Below are 19,894 nucleotides of genomic sequence, written 5' to 3' on the forward strand. Positions count from 1 at the left end.
GTACATCCCGTCGGAGACCGGATGTACGGTCCGTTGACTCGAGCCACCCGCGTGCCGCAATCGGGCTCTGGCCGTGGCTGGCCGGTAGTGTTGGTCAACGGGCTGCTGCATGCGGGGGCCTCGTTTGCTTCGAAACAAGAGGAAGGCTATCTATGTGGATTTCACGCATCCGGGTGACCGGCGGCTTCCTCAACGGGCTGGACGTATCGCTGGATCAAGGACTGAATGTTGTCGTCGGACCCCGAGGCGCGGGCAAGACCACGTTCTTGGAGCTACTTCGCCACGCCGTGGGCGCGCAGCACGCTGAGCAGAGCGTCGCTGCTGTCCGCAGCCGACAAGCATTCCTTGATGCCGTGCTTGGCACTGGCGAGGTCATCGTTGACGTGGAGTCTGACGACGGTGGCCGTCATCTAGTGGTTGATGCGAAGGGTGGAGGTCAGCGACTCGACCTCTCTAAATCGGTACTTGTTTTGGGGCAGAACGAGCTTGAGGAGATCGCATCCGACGCGCCCAGTCGGCTCAACCTTCTGGACCTACGTACTGGCGCGGTCAACGAGCTTCCTGACCTCGGCGGGATCGAAGTGTTGACTGGCGACGCCTTCGATGTGCGAGCAGAGTTGGACCAACGCCGAGAGGAGTCGAAGAAGCGTGATCGGCTCGCCGTAGACCGAAACCTGTTCTTGTCGCAGGAAACGGCTCTACTTGGAGGAAGCACTGCCCAGCTTTCCGAGCAACGCGATCTCCTCCGACAGGCGGAGGAGAGAGTCATCTCAAGTGGACAGGACCTAGAGCGCATCGAAGCGGTTCGCGGCGAGGTCACCGAGTTGATGGTCTCCCACCAACGCGCGCTCGACCGGCTGGTCGTTGCGACAGAGCATGCAGCGTCCTTGTCGCAAGTGCCAGCAGTACGTGACGCGCTCAGCCAGGCCGTGGGCCTCTCGGAAAATGTCACTGCGGCACTCCTTGCGGCCCGAGCTAATCTCGACACCGCTGAAGCAGAAACCCGAGAGCTGAACATAGGTGCTCGCGAAGCCGCAGCCCCGATCAGGGAAGAACTCGAAGAAGCGGAGGCGGGGCTCGGTCAGATCACCGCGCAGCTAAGGAACGTTGACACCGCGCTCCGTGCACTCGATGAGAACGACGCCGCCGTGCGCGAGCTGGAGTCCCGGTATGCAGGTCTCTTGGAGCGCCGAGGGCGGATGCTTGATGCCGTCGAGCAAGCGGAAGAGGCGCTTTACAACGCGAGAGCCGCTGTTGCGCGCTCGACAAGCGCACAGATCGCTAACAACGTTGTGGTGGTCGTAGACCACCTGGCGGATGCAAGCGCCTTCCGAAAGTTCCTGCAAGAATCGCTCCGTGGGAGTAGTACCCGCGCGACGCTTATTGATGCTGTTGCGGAGCGTGTACTGCCGAGGCAGCTCTTGGAGATGGTCGAAAGCGGGGATGCCACAGGCCTGGCCGCTGTAAGCGACATCGCTGAGGATCGAGCGCATAGGCTGATCGAGAACCTGAATGAGCGGGATCTTCTTCAAGGGTTGGGCAGCATTCGCCTGACAGACAGCGTTGACTTCCGTCTGCGGGATGGATCGGTTGACAAGAGCGTTGATGCGCTCTCAACAGGCCAGAAGTGCGCCGTGACCCTGCCGATCATTCTTTCCGAACAGGAACGCACCCTGATTCTTGACCAGCCTGAAGATCACCTGGATAATGCCTTCTTGGTCGCCAATGTCGTGAGCGGCCTTAACGCACGCCGACAAGGTGGCGCCCAAACGATTGTCGCCACGCACAACGCCAATATCCCGGTGCTCGGCTCCGCTAACAACGTTGTTGTTCTAGGCAGTGATGGCAAAGTAGGAAGAGTTGACGTCAAGGGGGCGATCGATTCAGACGTCGTCGTCGATAGGATCACGCGACTAATGGAGGGCGGGCGTGAGGCGTTCGCCCACCGCTCGGCCTTTTATACCGAGCATGGCGGCTTGGGATGACAGCCGAAACGCCGGACGAACTACAGGGCCTCGGGTCGACGGCTCCAAGCAATCGCGCAAGGGCGGCAGGCTGGCTCATCCAGCATCCACAGGCGATCACCACCCGAGCGCTGATGAATGCTCTCCAGACCGAGACAGTTCCACAGGTACGCCGTTTACTGCTTCAGGTCTTGGAATCACGGCAGAGACTGACTGACACGATGCGCGGAGGCTCTTCTGCAGCGTTGCAGGCGACTGATGTACCAGCAAGGAGCAGTGCAACCGCGCCGGAGCACGTCGACGTCGCAGCTCTGGTCAGGCACGAACTGTCGCCGGCAGTGGGCTGGATAAGACTTGCGGCCGACAGCGAGATCGAGTCCTTTGGAACCAGCAAGACCAACGATGCCGTTCGTAAGCTTCAGCGTCGGATCGACGGGCTAGTCGCGATTATCAAATCCAATGAGGAACTAAACCTCCACCGTCTGAGCCTCCCGCACATCTTGTCCGAGAACTGGCCAGACACCCGCACCGCGCCCACAGTCGCGCCCTCTGCAGACGAAGCCAGCCTAGATATTGAAACAGACGAAGGATTATTTTCGATGTTGCTTTCGAACGTCTTCCAGAATGCGATCGACGCCTCGATCGAGGCGACCGGAAAACCGGCCGCCCAGATTACCTGGGGTTTCACAGACCAAAGCTATTGGGTTAGAGTTACCAATCCGTTTAAGGGCGACCGGTTCGCCCTCGCGGACGTCGTCGACGTGGGGAGCTCATCCAAGATGGCTCACCAAGGTCAGGGGCTGTCGTTGATCAAAACTGTGGCAGCCCGACTCGGACTTTCCATCACGCTCGACGGTGTCAGCGGTACGGCGTCCTTCTCCCTGAGCGGACCACGCCCTCATGGCTAACCCGACCGCAGTGCTCATCGAGGACGATCCTCAGCAGGCAGAATTTTCCGAAGTTGTACTTGAGTCGGCTGACTTCATTGTCCGGAGCTTCAACTCGATTGCTCCCGCGCGCGACTACCTCCGGACATCTACAGACCTGATCGACTTGTTCGTACTGGACCGCCGACTCCCGGTGAAGGCAGGTGAGCCTGCGACGGACGAGTTTGGCGATGAACTCCTCAAGGAGGTCCGCTCGAACCACCCCGATGCCAGGCTCGTCGTATTCACCGGCTTCGCGACCATCCGCCACATCCAGGAGTCGTTGCAAGGAGGTGGGCAGCTTCCGGCGCAGGACGGCCAACCCATCGACAGAGTCACAGTTCTCGAGAAGGACCAGTCCTTGGAGTTCAAGGAGCACGTCGTACAGTTCCGCCGGCTACTGCAATCACTTGACGACATCGAGATCATCACGCCATTCGGGAGCGACCCACTAACCGAACTAGACAAGAGAGTCCTTCGTCGACTCGCCTTTGACTACCGGGGCGTTTCCATCGCAGTAGCCTCACTCGGCGGCGGCTTGACTGAGGCGAGCGTGTGGCGGTGTGAGATCAACCGTTCCGAAGGTCGTGTTGCCACAGTTGTCGCTAAGCGGGTGAAGTCTCCGGGTTCGTCTGGCGGCCTTCCCGAACTCCTACCGCGCGCAAACACCACTGCTACCGTGCGGACGCTCTCGGGGTTGATGGCCGGAGGCTACATCAACGTCCTGCAGGTCGCCGGGGAAGCACCGTACGCGCTCATGGATATCATCGCCGAGCGACCCGCCGAAGCTGTAGAACTTGCTCGGCCCGTCTGGGACGCTCTGCACGGAGTGGTAGCACAGCGAAGGACGCTCACCGTGGCCAATCTCTGCGAACCTCTGATCGCCTGGGAGCGCCTGTCAGAGCTTCTTGGCGCCTACGGGATCTCTGTGCCTGCCGGAAGTCTCACGGTCACTACTCAAGTAGGCCCTCGCCATGGCGATCTTCACCCCGAGAACGTCCTGATCGACAACGGACAGGCAGTACTCATTGACTTCGACAGCGAAGCCTTCGCTGCCGGCGCGCTAGACCCAATCACTATGCTCATCTCGACTCTGGTCCATCCAGCTTCGCCGATCCGTGGTGCAGCATGGCCGGGCGTCTCCGAGATCGAATCAACCTTCGCGACAGGAGACTTCGGGCAGGGTCACCCTTGTGAACTTTGGTTCCGTGGTGTCCATGACTGGATCAGTGAGTGCCGGACCAGTGAACGCGAGTTCTGGGCCTTGGTACTGGCGTACGCCGGTCGGCAAGTTCGCTACCAAGACGTGCTCGACGATCGGGAGATTGTCGAGCGCGTCATCGCAATCGCCAAGCGTGCAACGGAAGCTCTCGCGAACTCATGACGAGGGGGACCAGGAGTGGGACCAGAACCATGAAATCCGTGCAGGGCACGACCTCCGATACGGCAGTCTGCCCCGCACATCCATGCGGAAGACGAGACTGAGCAGGCTCTTTCGCCGGGGGGGTGCCTCTATGGTTTTCGTCAAGTTGCTGAGGGCGTTCGTGGTTCGTAGAACGTGCCGTCTCTGAGCATGGCGAAGAGCGTGTCGCAGCGGCGGCGGGCGAGGGCGATGAGGGCCTGGTTGTGGCGTTTGCCTTCGGCGCGTTTCCTGTCGTAGTAGGCCCTCGACGGCGGGTCCTTCAAGGCTGCGAAGGCCGACAGGAACAGGGCTCTTTTGAGGATCTTGTTTCCTTTTCGGGATGGGTGGTCGCCGCGGATGGATGTCCCGGATCTCCAGGTCACCGGGGCGAGGCCTGCGTAGGAGGCCATGTGCCCTGCGGTGGCGAAATCTTTGCCGACGATCTCGGTGAGGATGCGTGCTGCGGTCCTGACGCCGACCGCCGGGAGTGACGTCAGGACCGGGTGAAGAGGGTGGGCCTCCACGAGGGCTTCGACCTGCGTGAAGACGGTGTCCCGTGATTCTCGGATGTCGGCGAGCATCCGGGCAAGCTGGGGCAGGACGATGGTGGCCGCGTTCGTCCCGATGACTGTGACCGTTTGCTGGTCCAGGGCGGCGATGATCTCGCCGGCGAGGCGTTCGCCCATCCGGGGTGCGAGCTTCTTGAGCCTGTTACCGATCCGGCGGCGGCCGGCATGGCGGAGGGCTTCGGGGGTCGGCCAGGTTCGCAGCAGATCCAGCACGGCCGGGTGGTCCAGGCGCGGGCCAAGGACACGCTCCAGGGCCGGGTGGATCTGGGTGAGCAGGCCGCGGATCCTGTTCGACGTCGCGGTGGCCTGTTTGGCAAGGTCGTCGTCGAAGCCGCAGAGCATGGTCAGTTCCGCTAGCTGTTCGTCGGCGATCTGGATGGAGCGCAGGGTGTGGGGCATGGTCCGGGCCGCTTCGGCGATGATGAACGCGTCCCGGGCGTCGGTTTTAGCCTCGCCAGGGTGTAGGTCCGCGATCCGGCGCATCGCCAGTCCGGGCAGGTATCCGACGGTGACACCGGCGGCCTGGGCAACTGCGACGGGCAACGCACCGATCGTCGCTGGCTGGTCAACCACGAGCAGGATGCTGCCGTGCTTGTTCAAAGAATCGAGGATTTCGCGCAGCCTGACGTCGTCGTTGGGCAAGGCCTTGTCGAAGAGCTTCTTACCTGCCCGGTCCAAGGCAACGGCGTGGTGTTCGCCCTTGCCGACGTCCAGGCCGATAAAGACATCGATGCTTTCGTGGTTTCCGATCACCTGTACCTCCCAGTCGCAGCGGCTGATACCTGTGCTGGACTGTCCGCGGTGTCAGAGCCCGGCATCCACGTTACGCACGACGATCCCAACCTGTCCTGCCTCTATTAGCGGTCTCTCCGGCACCTACCGGACCCCGGTGACAACACCCCCCGGATCATTGACGACTGGGGGCGGCAATCATGCCGGGGCCGGCAGGCCAGCACACCCTCATCCTGCAACAGGATCGGCTACGAGAAAGGTAACGGGACGGGGTCCGGGTTCTCAGGGCCAGCCGGTGGTGGCTGCCCGCTTCAACGGCGCCCGCTGAAGGGGAGTGGGGCTAGATCAGATGTAGTGGAGCCAAATGAAAGGGCAGTCCGAGCGGGGGTCCCCCAGTTGACGGCCCGTGCGGCCAGCAGGGCAGCACCGACGGCAGTAACCTCCGGCTCAGGGATGACCTGCACATCGGTACCGATGACGGCCATTTTTATGTCGATCCAGCCTTTTGATCTGGCCCAGCCGCCAGCGACATATACCGGAGCGCCAGTGGGCATCCTGGACGCCACGGCTTGAATGGCGGCACCCCCCGTCCGGGCCAGGGCGCCTGCCGCCGCCGAAGCCCTGGACAAGGCGGCGGCAGGGGCGTTGGCGGCGTACCGCGGCCGGACTCCGCCTTGTCCGCCTGGAATAAAGGTATCTGAATAGAGGTAATCATCAGGTTTTTGGCTCCCGGTGACAATTGCCCCAAACGCCGCGGCGACAGCCGGGTCCTGTGAAATCCACTGGACGTTGCGGGCGAACTCGGTGACGGTCAACAAGGTACTGCCTTGGCTGAGTATCCCCGGGGCTACATCGCAACCTGAGGATCGAAGTACGTTCGCGATAGGGGATTGAGCCACCACCACTTCGGCGGTGCCCATCGAATCAAGAATCGCGCCGGGATGCAGCTGGTCGACGCCCCATCCGCCAATGGGGTGGTCGTGGCCGCCTGCCACGACGATGGCGGTGGTTGCCAAGACTCCTGCCTTGCTCAAGCGAGGGGAATGTAGGAGTCCGACAGGCTCCCCGGTCCGGAACACTTCCGGCAGAAGGTCTGACGAACCGAGCGTCATCTCGACGCGATCCGTCAACCACGTCCTCGTCTTTACGTCCCAGGCTGCGGTGCGGGCTGCGAGGGTGTCGCAGATAAAGGACTTGCGGGACCAGCAGCATGAGGCGAAGTCGGTGATGGCCGCCCAGGCCGACGCGTTGCCGTTCTGGTCCTGTTGGCTCGACCAGAGCCAACCGATGATGGTGTGGGAGGGATTAGTTGTCACGCCGATCCCTTCTGACGTAGGAAGACGGGGTTCCAAGGCTTCGAAAAGACGGGTCCGTCGCGGGTCGAACCACGCCAGGGCACGGCCCAGTGGCTTGCGGTTGCTGTCAACGAGCACACCATCTTCTCCCACGCCGGCTGATGCCACCGCGGCAACGATGTAATCGGGGCCGCAGACCTTGATGATCATGTCCTCAACGGCGTCCAGGATTCCCTGCGCGTCAATCGAAAGATCGGAGCGATTGCGAGGTGTTGTTTGCTTGGCCCGTGCGACGACGAGGCCGCTACGGTCAAGCGCGACGACTTTGAGGTTCGTGCTGCCGATGTCGATGCCGCAGACAACCTCTGTGCGTTCGCTCGATCGGACCATATTTCGCCATCCTTTGATTGACTCGGCGTTGAGCTTGCTTGTCCTAGTCGCTGAAGGAAACACTCTTGGCGAGGGATGAAATTTCGGCCAGAGTTTTCTCAGCGGCGACTTGTTCACGCTGCCAGATGTTCCGGCCGACGATCACACCTCGGGCGCCGGCGCGGATGGTTTCTGCAACTGCTTCGATGGTATCTGCAGGTTCGCCAGCCAGGGGGCCACCGGCGATGACGAGAGGCACCCGGAGTTCACCGACGAGGCGCCTGGTGCGCTCTTCGCCGGGGAAGGCAATCTTGATGATGTGAGCGCCCAGATCGTACGCGATACGGGCTACCTTCTCTTCCTCATCGATGACCTTTTCGCTCCGCGGGGCGCCGATGATCACCGGCTCCAGAACCAGGGGGATGTCCCATCGGTCGCAGGCTGAGACGACCTGCCCGACGCGGGTGCACAGGACGACCCTTTCGGCATTGGACATGTTCCACGGGAAGAGCATCTTGACGGCGTCGACGCCCATCCGGACTGCCTCTTCAACCGTAGTGATAAGCCCGTGCGAGCCCTTGCTGTCCATTTCCCGGTGGTCGTAGTAAGTATCGATAGTGAGCACGCGGCTCAGGTGCGGGTTCTGAGCGAAGAAGCGTTCAGTCTGCCTAACCTGGCCCGGTGTCATCATGAAGCCGGTAACTCCATGGCTGGCCCATGCGGCGAACGGGGCGGAAGGGGTTTCGAGGCCCTCGATACGGTTGAAAATCAGGCCGTGGTCTACCGGCATGATGATGGCGACGCGATTGCTGGGGAGTGCACGGCGCATGCGGTATTCCATGGACACGGGAGCCTGCTTTCTGTAGACGCGTCACATTGCCGTCCAACGACTTCATGGCTAGTGTTCAGCACCTCGATAGAGGCACTCTAACCTATCTGTACATACAGTATGGACGAGATTACTCGGCTTCTCGTCAACAGTCCAATCAAGTCCCGGTCATGAAAATAGGGTTCGCGGCTACCTGGTCTTGAAATCCCTTCGAGGCTAAGCTGACTGTACTGTACGGTCGGTCTATAATGAGGTGGACAATCTCCCTTTGCGCCGACCTCGATGAAGGAGGGCCTCGTGTCCATAACAGCCGCTGAGGCGATCGATCGTCTCTCCACGACCCCTTACTACCGCCAGCTGTTCGATGTCCTCGAACGAAGGATTGCGTCCAAGGACATCGAAGCAGGTGAGCGGCTGCCGAGCGAGAATGAACTCTGTACCGAGTTCGGTCTCTCCCGGGCTACCGTGCGCCAGGCGCTGAAGCTCCTTGAATCCAGTGGCCTGGCGCACCGCATTCCAGGCCGCGGGGTCTTCGCTAGCGAGCCGAGCACTGATCGGGGCTGGGTGATCCAAGGGCAGCAGGGATTTCTTGAGAATGCCATCGGCCACCAGAACAGGCCCGTTACCACCCAGGTGTTGCGCTCAGGCCCCGTAGTCCTACCGGAGAGCGCATGCCGTTCTCTGGAACTTCCCGAGGGGACTCGGGGCTTTGAGCTGGTCCGCCTGCGGTCCCTCGATGGCATTCCCGCGCTCTACAGCATCAACTACAGCCCGCCGACGGTGGCGGCGATCATCGCCGGTGCGACGGAGGTCCTGGCCGGGCAGGCGTCCCTTTCCGGGCTGCTGGCGAGTGCCGGTTATGGTCTTGGCGGTGCCAACCGGACTATCCGGGCGGTGAACCCCACGCCTGAAATCGCGAACGCGTTGAACGTCACGGACTCCTCGCCGTTGCTCCGGATCCAGTCCACCTCGTGGACGACGGGCGGGGAAAGATTCGATGTCTACGAGACCTGGGTCCGCAGCGAAATCGTTCCCATTGAGGTGAACGTCAGCAGCGTGGACCTCAGTACCGGTCGCTAGGGCGGCCTTGGAAGAGCCTCCGTTTCGCGTGCTGAAACGGAGGCTCTTCCTGTTATGAAGGCAGGACTGTGGCTACACGCCAACCAGTTCCGATGAAGGGGCTGCACCCTTTTGGGCGTCGGTCTGGTCCGGCACCCGAAGCCACCGGACTGCCACCCCGGCGGCGAGATACAACGCTGCGAAGATGATTGTGACTCCTCCAGGCCCCACGAGACCGAGGAAGACGGCAACGATCAGGGGTCCGACGAAGGTCGCAGCCCCCGCGCCAAGGTTCAATAGTGCTACGGCGTTGCCTTTCTGGCCAGGCGCCATCAGCGACATCAACACCGAAATTGGAGTGAACCCGGCCAGCGTCACCCCGTAGAAGGCCGCGCAGGCAACGGCCACCCAGTAGTAGTGCGAGCCTGTGATTTGCGGAATGAAGTAGAAGCACAACGAGCTGACGGCCGAGCCGATGCAGCCGAACCAGCGGAGTGTCCGGTGCCAGCCAAGCCGGTCGCTCAGGACGCCGAAGAACAGGTTCGCGAAGATGTTCGCGAACCCCATGGTGAAGATCAGCTGCAGCCATCCGGCCGTGCCAAAGCCGAGTTCTGTGGAGAAGACTGTTGGCAGGAATACAAGGAATCCGAACTGCGGCGCGGTGTTGACCACTCGGATGAGGCAGCCGAGCCCGACGCGTGGGATTTTCACCGCGATGGAGACACTGTTGATGATGCTCTGACGTGCTGTCACGCCAGGAGCGGCCAGACGGTCGCCCCCCTTGGCCTTCCGGATGCCAACGAGACAAACAATGCCGCCGGCCATGACCATGAGTAGCGAAAGCCACAAGGTCAGGTACTCGCCGATGATCGGCTCGGTGCCGCTCGCCATGAGGGACCCCAGGGTGGGCAGGCCGCCGGTGAACGCGAAGTAGAACCAGCCAACAGCGGACCCGAGGCGGTTCGCGGGGCTCCCGGCGAGAATCCAGACCAGGAATCCGTAGGCGAACAACGGATATCCGAAACCCCTGATGCCATAGATGATCAGGATCAGGGTGAAGTTCTGAGACGGAATCGCTACGGCGAGGAAGAGGACTTCAAAAACTGCCCAGATGGCCAGGCCGAACAGCATTACCCGTCGAGGACCCCACACGTCCGAGAGCGCTCCCGCAAGCCATGAACCCAGCGTGACTATCAGGCCGTAGGCCGTGATGACTACTGCGGCACGGGTTTCGGAGCCAGCCCCGTTCGAAGCTAGGAACGGTGCGATATAGCCGGATTCGACGCCGTCTCCGACCATGAAGAGCAGGAGCCCGACGAATCCCCAGGCCAACGCCCGGGGCAATCCGAGCCTGTCCAGGAGCGCCGGGCGTGTGGAGCGGTTTGCAGCAGGTTGTGCAGGCATAAATGAGTACTTTCTTGAACGGAGACCGCGTGTCAGCGCTGCGGCAGGATGTGGACTTTGCGGGCCGATTCGGAGTGTGCCGCTTCAAGCGCAGCAGCGTAGTCTTCAAGACCGAACGTGTGGGTCACCATGCGGGCCGCGAGTTCGGGGAGTTCCTTGATGGCTTGGACTGCTGCCGGGTAGGAGGTCGCAAGTGACTGCGAGCCGACGAACGTCAGCTCCCGGTCGAAGAGGTCGTAGGGGAAGAGGTCGATGCTGGCCGCCGGGCTGACGACGCCCATCTGCAGAAGCGTGCCTCGCTCTGCGAGCTTGGCGATCGCGTCAGAGACCGCTGAGGGATGGCCGCTGGCTTCGATGACCAGGTCCACGTCGCGTTCCGTGGCTCTTTCGCCTGGGGCGTAGGCGTTGTCGGCGCCGAATTCCAGGGCGGCTTCCCGGCGCACAGGGCTCGGTTCGACAACGTCAATGCTGGCCGCACCCCGCGACCTGGCCAGGGCGGTCGCGAGAAGTCCAATGGAACCTGCACCGTAGATCAGGACGCGTTTGGCAGTGACAGGGGAAACCCTCCCGAGTGCGTGCAAAACGCAAGCCAGCGGTTCGATAAGGGCCGCGGTGGTCCAGTCGATCCCGTCGGGCAAGGCGAAGACGACCGACGCCGGAACCTTGACAAGCTCCGCTACCGCGCCGTTGCTCGTGACCCCGATCGGAACGAGATTCCGGCACAGGTTGGTTGCACCAGCCTGACACTGGTCACAGCGTCCGCAGGCGACATTCGGGTCAACGCAAACACGGTCCCCGATCTTGAAGCCATCTACATCGGATCCGACGTGGACGATCGTCCCGGCGAACTCATGCCCAGGGACTACCGGAAACGTGCCGGTCGGATAGTCGCCCGAGGCGAGATGAATATCGGTCCCGCAAATACCTACCGCCTCGGGGGCGATGACAACCTCGCCTGCTTCGGCAACAGGATCGTCGATTTCTGCGATCTCAACCGATCCTTTTCCATCCAGGATTACTGCGCGCATCTGCGCTCCTTCACGCTTCGCCACGGCAGAGGTGATCCCCGACCGTGAGTGTTGATCCGGCTCGCGACCGTGCGGAGCGGGATGTTTACCAGGTCACAAGAGTACGTCACGTCGAACCAAAATGTCTAGACGAAGCGTACTGTACGTACAGGTGTGAAAGGACATGCCGACATTTGGGTGCGCAATTGCAAATGCTCCAGGACCCCGCCGCTGACGGGTTCCTGGAGTATTTGCGCAGTGAGGCGGGCGCAGTCCGTTCGGGAAGGATGGGGCGCCCGTTCTCCTATTTGACGGCGCCGAACAGCAGTCCGCGGACCAAGGACTTCTGGGCGAGCCACCCGGCGATGATGACCGGGATACTCAGAAGGGTCGCGGCTGCGGCGACGTGTGCCGTGTACAGCTCGCCGAAGCTGAGGAACTTTTGGAGGAAGAGCGGCAGCGTTGAGGTGGAGTTGGTGAGGTTCAGGGCGTAGAAGTACTCGTTCCATGAAAAGACGCCGCATAGCAGCGCCGTGGAGGCCAGTCCGGGGCGCACCAGCGGCAGGATGATCGAGCGGAGCCCTCGCCAGCGCGAGGCGCCGTCAACGGCGGCCGCTTCCATGATTTCTGAAGGGATTTCCTGCATGAAGGAGCGGATCATCCAGATGGCCAAGGGTAGGTTCATGCCGATGTGCATAACGATCAGGATGCCCAGGGTATTCAGAACGCCTAGCGCAGTTGCAATCACGTAAATCGGGATAATTCCTGCCGCGATGGGCATCATCTTGGTGGAGATGAAGAAGAAGAGGACATCCTGTGACTTGGCCACAGGTCTGATGGAAAGGGCATAGGCGGCGGGGACCGCGAGGGCGATCACCACAGCCGTCGAAACCAGCACGACGATGATGGAGTTGATGGCATATGGCCAGAACCCCGCCTGGAACACCCCGTTGTAGTTCTCCATCGTGGGCGTGAAGATCAGCTTCGGTGCGGCGGCTGCCGCGTCAGGCTCAGTTTGGAAGCTCTTCAAGACCATATAGGCGATGGGAAGGAAGAGCAGAAGGCTGCCTAGCCACCCTCCCAATCCCATCAGGACGCCTTTGAGTTGTTTCGACGGGCGCCGGCGAATGGAAATCTGCCTCCTTCCCAGGGACACGGTTGCCGATCGGCTGGTTGTGGTGGTCATCGACGACCTTCTTTCTGGAAGATGCCCGAGAGCAGTCGCAGCGCCGGCAGGACGAGCGCGATGGTAATCACGAGTGCGACAACACCGAACGCGGAGGCTGTGCCGAGATCGAAGGAGTTGAAGCCCTTGAGATAGATGTAATAGGTGATGTTGGTGGTCCCGAAGGCCGGGCCGCCCGCTGTCAGGAGGGCAATCTCGCCGAATGTCTGGACCAGGTTCATGGCCAGAAGTAGTGCGGTCAGTTCGATGTAAGGCCTCAGATGGGGCACCAGGATGGAACTGAATTGCCGCAGTGGGCCGGCGCCGTCGACGCGTGCTGCTTCCAACTGTTCCTGCGGGGCGGACTGGAGCCCGGCGATCAGGATCAGCAGCGCGAACGGCGTGAAACGCCACGTCAGCAGGATGATCAAAGCTGTCAGCGGGTACTCACTGAGCCAGTTAACGGCCGGTAGGCCCAGGACCTTCGAGAACCAGCCCAAGAGGCCGAAACCGGGATCGAACATCGCAGAACGCCAGAACAGGGTCACGGCAACGGGCATGACAAAGAAGGGGGTGATTGCCAGGGTGCGGGCTATGCCCCGACCGGGGAATTTGTGGTTCAGGAGCAGCGCTAAGCCAAGCCCGACCACGATGCAGGCCACCGTGGAGACTCCCGTCATGAGTCCGGTGTTGCCGATCGAGCGCCAGAACACCTCGTCGCCTAAGGTGTCGAGGAAGTTAGCGCCGCCGTTGAATACAGCAGGTTTGGCGCTGAGCAGGTTCCAGTTCTGAACGCTGTAAATGAGTGTCAAAAGGAAAGGGAACTGGGTGAGAAGGATCGTGAAGATCAGGGCCGGCAGAAGCGGGCCGCGCAGTTTCCAGCGTTCCAGCAGGCTCAACCCTGGGGCAAGCAGTGCGGGACGGGGGGCTGTGGTTGTCTTAGCCAATGGAGTTGGTCCGATCATTGTTTGTGCTGTCCGCGGAAGGTCCGGGAGGATCTCCCGCGGACGGCACAATGGTTCTACTTGAGGTAGCCCGCGGTCTTTACGGCTTTGGCGGCAAAGTCCTGGCTCTTTTGCAGGGCCTCGTCCACGGACTGGGTGCCGCTGATCGCACCGGCAACCTGCTGGGAGACGAAGTCGCCGATATCAACGAACTCCGGAATCTGTACGTACTGGACACCGGTGTAGGGGACTTTCTGGGCGGTCGGCTGGTTGGGGTTCGCAGCCTGGATCGACTTCAGTGTCAGGTCGGCGTACTGTGAGGCGGCCTTCTGGTATTCGGGCAGGTCGTAGGTCGACTTGCGAGATCCGGGAGGGATCGAATCCCAGCCGGCTTTTTGGCCGGCGAGCTTGATGTAGTCGGGGCTCGTCACCCAGGAAATGAACTTCCAGGCGGCGTCGGGGTGCTTGCTACTTGCGGTGATGCCCAAGCCCCAGGACCAGAGCCATCCGGACTTGATGTTGGCGGGACCCGTTGGTGCCATCGCGAAGCCGATGTTGTCCTTCACCGCAGGCGTTGCCTGGCCGAGGACGGAGCCGGCGAAGACCGTGTCGTCGTACCACATGGCCGTGGTTCCTTGGCTCATCTTCTGCAGGCAGCCTTCCCATCCGTCTTTCGCGGCGTCCGGCTGGCCGTGCTGGCGGAGGAGGTCAACGTAGAACTGGACGGCTTTCTTTGTCTCCGGCGAGGTCAACTGGGGCTGCCAGTTCTCATCGAACCAGCGTCCCCCGAACGTGTTGATCACCGTGGTGAGGGAGGCAAGATTCTGACCCCAGCCAGGAAGCCCACGCAAGCAGATACCGGACACGCCTGCGGACTTATCATCCATCTTTGCCGCCGCGGCGGCGATCTCGTCCCACGTCGGGGTCTGGGAGATGGTGACCCCTGCCTTCTGGGCCAAGTCCTTGCGGTAGAACAGGAACGACGACGATCCATAGAACGGTGCGCCATAAAGCTTGCCGTCGGCCGAGACAATGTCTGAAATGGGCTTCAGGAGATCGTCCTGCTTCCAGGAGGGGTCATTCTTGGCGTAGTTGTCCAAGGGAAGGATCCAGTTGTTCTTCGCCCAGATGGGCACTTCGTAGCTGCCCATCATGGCGACGTCGAATTGGCCGGCCTTGGTGGCTACGTCCTTGGTCACCGTCGGGCGGAGGTCGTTCTCCGGAAGAGTGGTGAACTTGACCTTGATACCCGGGTTCTTCTGCTCGAAATCGCTGATCAGCGATTCCGCGGTCTTCATCTGAGGATTGGCGGCGAGGGCCACGTTGATGGTGACATCACCCTGTGCATCGCCGGACCCCGTCGTGGAGCAGGCAGTGAAGGAGCCCGCGAGAAGCGCCCCGGCTGCGGTGACGGCCAGCATTTTGCCCGCCGTCCTCCGGCTCACTGGTGGGATGTGCATGTCTGAACCTTCCTGGATAAGCAACTTTGATTATCAAGCTGTACGTACAGAACGTATCGGCTGGACTGTCTATAGCATAGGCATGGGTGGCGAAGCGGTCAATAAGCATGGGCTTTTGATCACATCGCCGGCCGTTTGGCGCCGAGCAGACCTTCCACTTTCATATTGTCTTGTACGTACAGGCTCGACAATATGTACATGACGGTCTATTGTGATTGACGGAACGCTTGGTTGAGCCCAAGCCGTTTCCCCTCAGATTCAGACGCAGACGCGGCCGCCGGAATCAGGCCCATCACTCGTATCGCAGTCGCCGCGCCGAATGCGGCGGCACCCCTTCGAAAGGACTCTCAATGGCTTTGGTCAGTGGCATGGACATCATCAAGGAATGCACGTCCCGCGGGCTGGTGGCGGGATCGTTCAACACCACCAACATCGAGACCACGATGGGGATCGTTGCCGCGATCGAACGCGTGGGTGTCCCGACGTTCATCCAGGTGGCTCCGACCAACGTGGCACTGTCCGGATACGAGTACGTCTACGACATGGTCAGCCGTCGCCTGGCGAGCTGCGACGTGCCGGTTGCGCTGCATCTGGACCACGGCAAGTCGCTTGACGCCGTTGAAGGCGCCCTGGCGGCTGATTTCACCTCGATCATGATCGACTACTCCGAGTACCCGTTCGAAGAGAACATCAGGGTCTCGGCGCGGGCCCGTGAAATGTGCCCTCCCGGTGTCTCGCTTGAAGCGGAGCTGGGCAGCATCGGCGGCAAGGAAGACGATGTGGCCCCAGAGCACGCCAGCTACACCAACCCGGAGCAAGTCAGGCAGTTCGTCGAGGCCGTCGGATGCGACATGCTCGCAGTGTCCGTGGGCAACCAGCACGGCTATGCACCCAATGCCCGGATCAACTTTGACCTTCTGGCCAAGGTTCAGGCCGAAAGCCCGGTCCCGCTGGTCATTCACGGCGCTTCCGGGCTGCCGTCGGAGGAGCTCGCCCGTCTGCATGAATTCGGTGTGGTCAAGGTTAATGTCGCGGCAGACTTGCGCAACGCCATGATCCGCTCGTTCGGCGAGGCCTTCGCGGCCAACCCCAACGAGAACTCGCTCATCCGCGTTTCAATGAACGCCGTATCCGCTGTTGCAGATGTTGTGGAGGCCCGTATCCGCACCCTGAACCCCTCCGTGGCTTAGCGAGGAACGAGCGGTGCTACCCACAATCACGGTCGACGTCGGAACGACCAGCATCAAACTGTGCATGTTCGGCTCGGGCGGAGGGCTGGTCGCCTCGGCCCGCCACGCCACACCCACCGTCCAGGACACTTGGGGGGAGATCTACGACCTGGAATCCGTGACGGAGACTATCGCCGGGTTCATCCGCGGTCTGGAACCATCCACCCGGCAGTCCGTGAAAAGGGTAGCAATCACCGGGGTGGGAGAGTCCGGCGGCCTCGTCCGCCCGGACGTTTCCCTCGCCTCTCCGATGATTCTCTGGCACGACCACCGCGGCGCCGATTTCCTCGCACCGCTGACCTCCGCCGACCGCTCATTGATCTACCGAATCACCGGGCTACCGGTGAATGCCAATTATGGGTTGTCGAAAGTGGCATGGGCGGCGGGACGGGCCAACCATGCGGGCGAGCAGGCGCAGTGGCTTAACATCGCCGAGTACCTCGCCGCACTGATGACCGGCGAACGCTGGTCAGAGTACTCTCTGGCCAGCCGCACCATGGCATTGGACCTCAACGTGCGTAAATGGTCAGCCGCGGTCTGCGCCCTTGTCGGCCTCGACGTCGGCCTTTTTCCCGAGCTGCGCGACGCCATGGACGGTTCTCCCATCACGGCCGACTACGCCCGCGAGACCGGCCTTCCTGAGGACGTGCGCATCCACGTGGCCGGGCACGACCACATGGTGGGTGCGATAGGAGCCGGCCTTCAACATGGAGAGCTGCTGAACTCCACCGGCACCACCGAGGGCCTGTTGTTCCTTCGCGACGCGCCCAGCCTTGACGAGTCTCCGGAGCAGTCCAAACTGGCCAACGGGTTCTCCTGCACCGGAGCGGACTACACACTGTTCGCGTCCATACCTACTGGCGGCTCCGCCTTCGCGACACTGCAAACCATGCTTGGAATGACACCCGAACAGCTCTCCGCGTGCATCAGCACCCTCCATGAACGCTACCTCGCAGGGCACGTGGATTTGGGTTCCGTCCCGCTCGTGCTGCCGCAGTTCCGTGGAAGCCCGCCCCCGACGAAACGTGCCTCCGCACGCGGAGTCATCGCCGGTCTTCGAACCGATACAAGCACCGAGGACCTCGTTCTAGGTTGCTTCCTGGGCATGGCCCTGCAATTCCGGGACGTCCTGAGGCTTTTCCCCGCCCAGCCGGACCGCATCAAGGTCATCGGACCCGCAAGCCTCAACCCGCTGTGGCTTCAGCTGAAGGCCGACCTCCTGGGAACACCTCTGAGCGTCTCCCAGCTCAACGAAGTCGTCTCAAGGGGCGCCCAAGCCCTGGCCTCGAACGCCTCCTGCGATTGGGAGGACTGCCAACCCGAAGAGGTGCTCGTCGATAATCAGCGCCACGACCGACTGGGCGAGTGGTCTGCGAAGATCCAGCACCAGTGGGAGTACTTGAAAGGAGTCCCCGCGTGAACCCGGAACGACATGCGCAGCAGACGGCCCGTCTCGATGAAGGTTCAGGGGTGAGGCAGTGATGCTTGTTGCGGGAATTGATTCCTCCACCCAGACCTGCAAGGTCACCGTGAGGGACCTTGCCACCGGAATGCGGGTTCGCGAAGGCAAAGCCTCACACCCGCCCGAGACAATCGTTCATCCGGACGCCTGGTGGGACGCGCTGCTCACTGCGGTGCGACGTGCGGGCGGACTTCATGATGTCGCCGCCATCTCGGTGAGCGGACAGCAGCACTCACCCGTGTTCCTCGATGCGGCCGGAGAGGTCGTCAGCAAGTCGCCTCTGTGGAACGACACCGGATCTCATTCACAGATGGTCGACCTCAATAATGAGCTCGGCCGGGACGAGTGGATCCGCCGCACTGGTCTGCCCCTAACTCTGTCTGACACCGTCACGAAAGTCCGCTGGCTACGGGATACAAACCCAGAAGCCGCGGGACGGACGGCGGCAGTTGCTGTTGTCCACGACTGGTTGACCTGGCGGCTCATGGGATATGGTCCGGGCACGGGAGGCGTGGACCAACTGATGACGGACCGGTCTGAGGCCAGTGGCACTGCCTATTGGTCCGGCGAAACCGGTGAGTACTGCATGGATCTTTTCGAGCATGCGTTCGGCAAGAAGGCGCTTCTGCCGCGCGTACTCCACCCTCTCGACAAAGCGGGAGAGACCGGCGCCGGAATTCCCGGGGTCCCTGCCGGGATCCCGGTGGGGATAGGCAGCGGCGACAATGCCGCCGCAGCCCTGGCGCTCGGACTTTCCGAGGGAGACGCGGTGCTCTCGTTGGGTACATCGGGCGTGGTGTATGCCAAGTCGGCCATCCCGGTTCATGACTATGCGGGATATGTGTGTAGTTACGCCGACGCCACAGGCGGCCATCTTCCCCTTGTTGCCACATTGAATGCGGCCCGCAATTTCGACCTGGGCGCAGCGCTGCTGGGTTGCAGTTACACAGAGCTCTCCGATTTGGCCCTCCAGGCTCCGCCTGGATCTGGAGGCCTGACGTTACTGCCGTACTTCGAGGGTGAGCGGACTCCCGATTTGCCGCATGCGCGAGGCTCGTTGCATGGGGCATCCCTGGCGAACTTCAACCGCCCAAACTTCGCTCGCGCCGTCATCGAGGGAACTCTCGCCAGCCAGGTAGCGATGCTCGACACTCTTCGGGATTGCCGAGTGGAAGCCAACAGATTGTTGCTCATCGGCGGGGCGGCTGAGAGTCCCGCCGTGCAGATAATCCTCAATCAAATGGTGAACATACCCGTCGTCGTACCCGAGTTCGACGAGTACGTAACCAAGGGCGCAGCGATGCAAGCGGCCGCGGCCTTGACCGGTTCGTTCCCCTCGTGGCACGCGGCGGCGGCTGAATTGCCGTCCGCAACGCTCGAAGCGCAAATCGTGGAACAGCACGGTGCGGCAAAAGCGGTGTTGGGTTACGAGAGGGCGAAGCGGGATCAGCTCACCGGATAGTCCTCGCGACGAGCGTTGCAGTTCCTACAGGAGCGCTCATCCGCCCCGCCATCCGGTGGTGCCTCCTTAGCCGTTGCGGCGGTTGAGGAATGTGGTCAGTGCTTCGACGACGAGGTCGTGGTCGGCTTTTTGCGGGAGTCCCGAGACCGTGACGGTGGCAACGTGTCCGGTGCCTTTGACGAATATCGGGAAGGCCCCTCCTTGGGAGGCATAGCGCATCTCGTCGAACCATCCGTTTTGCTCGAGTCTGCCACCGCCGAGCCGGCCTTTGAGTCCAACCAGCAGTGAAGGTTCGGCGTACCGCTCGGTCGTTCTGCTCTTTCTCTGAACCCAAAGCTCGTTGTCGGGCGTCGCCCCGGGGAGGGAGACGTGGAAGAGGACGTGTTCGTTTCGGCGGATGTCGATGGCGACCGGGAGGGTCCGCTGGGTAGCCATCTCCACGAGAAGCAAGCCGAGGCTAACGGCGTCGGCTTGGTTGAAGCCGTTCAGGTGCAGGGCGCTGACTTCGTATTCGAGGTGTTCGATTAACGAATGCAGCGCGGCCTCGGGCTGGTCTTCGCGGGAGTCCGGGTCGAATTCCTGCTCGGACGTAATGGTCGCGTCGTGAACCATGATT

The 19,894-nt window shown here is 61.7% G+C and carries 16 protein-coding genes and 1 pseudogene; 7 read left to right on the plus strand and 10 right to left on the minus strand.

Translation table 11 applies throughout. The features are described 5' to 3' along the window. Positions 1 to 272: 272 nt before the first annotated feature. Complete coding sequence (locus ACSKT0_RS09755) at positions 273 to 410, minus strand: hypothetical protein (protein ID WP_437773548.1); 138 nt, start codon at positions 408 to 410, stop codon at positions 273 to 275. 3 nt (positions 411 to 413) lie between these two features. Between ACSKT0_RS09755 and ACSKT0_RS09760 the strand changes: the two genes are divergently transcribed. The 3 genes from ACSKT0_RS09760 to ACSKT0_RS09770 are packed head-to-tail and all read left to right on the plus strand — an operon-like array spanning position 414 to position 4,274. After that, positions 414 to 1,985, plus strand: coding sequence for a hypothetical protein (locus ACSKT0_RS09760; RefSeq protein WP_437773549.1), 1,572 nt, complete (start codon positions 414 to 416; stop codon positions 1,983 to 1,985). After that, a complete protein-coding gene (locus tag ACSKT0_RS09765; protein WP_437773550.1) occupies positions 1,982 to 2,872 on the plus strand; it encodes a GHKL domain-containing protein in 891 nt (296 codons plus the stop codon). Before ACSKT0_RS09760 ends, ACSKT0_RS09765 begins: the two co-directional genes overlap by 4 nt. Further along, positions 2,865 to 4,274 (plus strand): hypothetical protein, encoded by a 1,410-nt coding sequence (locus tag ACSKT0_RS09770; RefSeq protein WP_437773551.1) that lies wholly within the window; start codon positions 2,865 to 2,867, stop codon positions 4,272 to 4,274. Before ACSKT0_RS09765 ends, ACSKT0_RS09770 begins: the two co-directional genes overlap by 8 nt. Before the next feature lie 140 nt (positions 4,275 to 4,414). Here the strand turns inward: ACSKT0_RS09770 and ACSKT0_RS09775 are convergent. The 3 genes and pseudogenes from ACSKT0_RS09775 to ACSKT0_RS09785 all read right to left on the minus strand — a co-directional run bounded on the left by ACSKT0_RS09775 (position 4,415) and on the right by ACSKT0_RS09785 (position 8,086). Then, positions 4,415 to 5,679: pseudogene (locus tag ACSKT0_RS09775) on the minus strand (IS110 family transposase). A 225-nt stretch (positions 5,680 to 5,904) separates the two neighbouring features. Further along, on the minus strand, positions 5,905 to 7,278 hold the full coding sequence (locus tag ACSKT0_RS09780; RefSeq protein WP_437773552.1) for an FGGY family carbohydrate kinase: 1,374 nt from the start codon (positions 7,276 to 7,278) through the stop codon (positions 5,905 to 5,907). A gap of 43 nt (positions 7,279 to 7,321) precedes the next feature. Further along, the gene (locus tag ACSKT0_RS09785) at positions 7,322 to 8,086 is read right to left on the minus strand and encodes a class I fructose-bisphosphate aldolase (RefSeq protein WP_437773553.1); all 765 of its coding nucleotides are present in this window, start codon (positions 8,084 to 8,086) and stop codon (positions 7,322 to 7,324) included. A 297-nt stretch (positions 8,087 to 8,383) separates the two neighbouring features. Here ACSKT0_RS09785 and ACSKT0_RS09790 point away from each other — a divergent pair, with 297 nt between their 5' ends. After that, positions 8,384 to 9,166 (plus strand): GntR family transcriptional regulator, encoded by a 783-nt coding sequence (locus tag ACSKT0_RS09790; RefSeq protein WP_437773554.1) that lies wholly within the window; start codon positions 8,384 to 8,386, stop codon positions 9,164 to 9,166. A gap of 72 nt (positions 9,167 to 9,238) precedes the next feature. Here the strand turns inward: ACSKT0_RS09790 and ACSKT0_RS09795 are convergent, their stop codons facing one another. The 5 genes from ACSKT0_RS09795 to ACSKT0_RS09815 all read right to left on the minus strand — a co-directional run bounded on the left by ACSKT0_RS09795 (position 9,239) and on the right by ACSKT0_RS09815 (position 15,125). Further along, positions 9,239 to 10,549 carry an MFS transporter gene (locus ACSKT0_RS09795; protein WP_437773555.1) on the minus strand — a complete coding sequence of 437 codons (1,311 nt, stop codon included), beginning with the start codon at positions 10,547 to 10,549 and terminating at the stop codon, positions 9,239 to 9,241. Positions 10,550 to 10,581: 32 nt separating this feature from the next. Next, the gene (locus ACSKT0_RS09800; RefSeq protein WP_437773556.1) at positions 10,582 to 11,577 is read right to left on the minus strand and encodes an alcohol dehydrogenase catalytic domain-containing protein; all 996 of its coding nucleotides are present in this window, start codon (positions 11,575 to 11,577) and stop codon (positions 10,582 to 10,584) included. Positions 11,578 to 11,860: 283 nt separating this feature from the next. Further along, entirely contained in the window at positions 11,861 to 12,742 is an 882-nt protein-coding gene (locus ACSKT0_RS09805) for a carbohydrate ABC transporter permease (RefSeq protein ID WP_437773557.1), read from the minus strand. Continuing rightward, positions 12,739 to 13,668, minus strand: coding sequence for a carbohydrate ABC transporter permease (locus tag ACSKT0_RS09810; RefSeq protein ID WP_437773558.1), 930 nt, complete (start codon positions 13,666 to 13,668; stop codon positions 12,739 to 12,741). The genes ACSKT0_RS09805 and ACSKT0_RS09810 overlap by 4 nt, the downstream gene beginning before the upstream one ends. 74 nt (positions 13,669 to 13,742) lie before the next feature. After that, on the minus strand, positions 13,743 to 15,125 hold the full coding sequence (locus tag ACSKT0_RS09815) for an ABC transporter substrate-binding protein (protein ID WP_437773559.1): 1,383 nt from the start codon (positions 15,123 to 15,125) through the stop codon (positions 13,743 to 13,745). 350 nt (positions 15,126 to 15,475) lie between these two features. Between ACSKT0_RS09815 and ACSKT0_RS09820 the strand changes: the two genes are divergently transcribed. The 3 genes from ACSKT0_RS09820 (at position 15,476) to ACSKT0_RS09830 (ending at position 19,278) form a co-directional block, all read left to right on the plus strand. Then, the gene (locus ACSKT0_RS09820) at positions 15,476 to 16,315 is read left to right on the plus strand and encodes a class II fructose-bisphosphate aldolase (protein WP_437773560.1); all 840 of its coding nucleotides are present in this window, start codon (positions 15,476 to 15,478) and stop codon (positions 16,313 to 16,315) included. Between the two features lie 13 nt (positions 16,316 to 16,328). After that, on the plus strand, positions 16,329 to 17,774 hold the full coding sequence (locus ACSKT0_RS09825) for an FGGY-family carbohydrate kinase (protein ID WP_437773561.1): 1,446 nt from the start codon (positions 16,329 to 16,331) through the stop codon (positions 17,772 to 17,774). Positions 17,775 to 17,835: 61 nt separating this feature from the next. After that, entirely contained in the window at positions 17,836 to 19,278 is a 1,443-nt protein-coding gene (locus ACSKT0_RS09830; RefSeq protein WP_437774004.1) for an FGGY family carbohydrate kinase, read from the plus strand. A 66-nt stretch (positions 19,279 to 19,344) separates the two neighbouring features. Here the strand turns inward: ACSKT0_RS09830 and ACSKT0_RS09835 are convergent, their stop codons facing one another. Beyond that, positions 19,345 to 19,890, minus strand: a complete 546-nt coding sequence (locus ACSKT0_RS09835) for a heme-degrading domain-containing protein (RefSeq protein ID WP_437773562.1) — start codon at positions 19,888 to 19,890, stop codon at positions 19,345 to 19,347. Positions 19,891 to 19,894: the final 4 nt, after the last annotated feature.

It is taken from the genome of Arthrobacter sp. KNU40, from assembly GCF_051515115.1.
Taxonomy (GTDB): domain Bacteria; phylum Actinomycetota; class Actinomycetes; order Actinomycetales; family Micrococcaceae; genus Arthrobacter.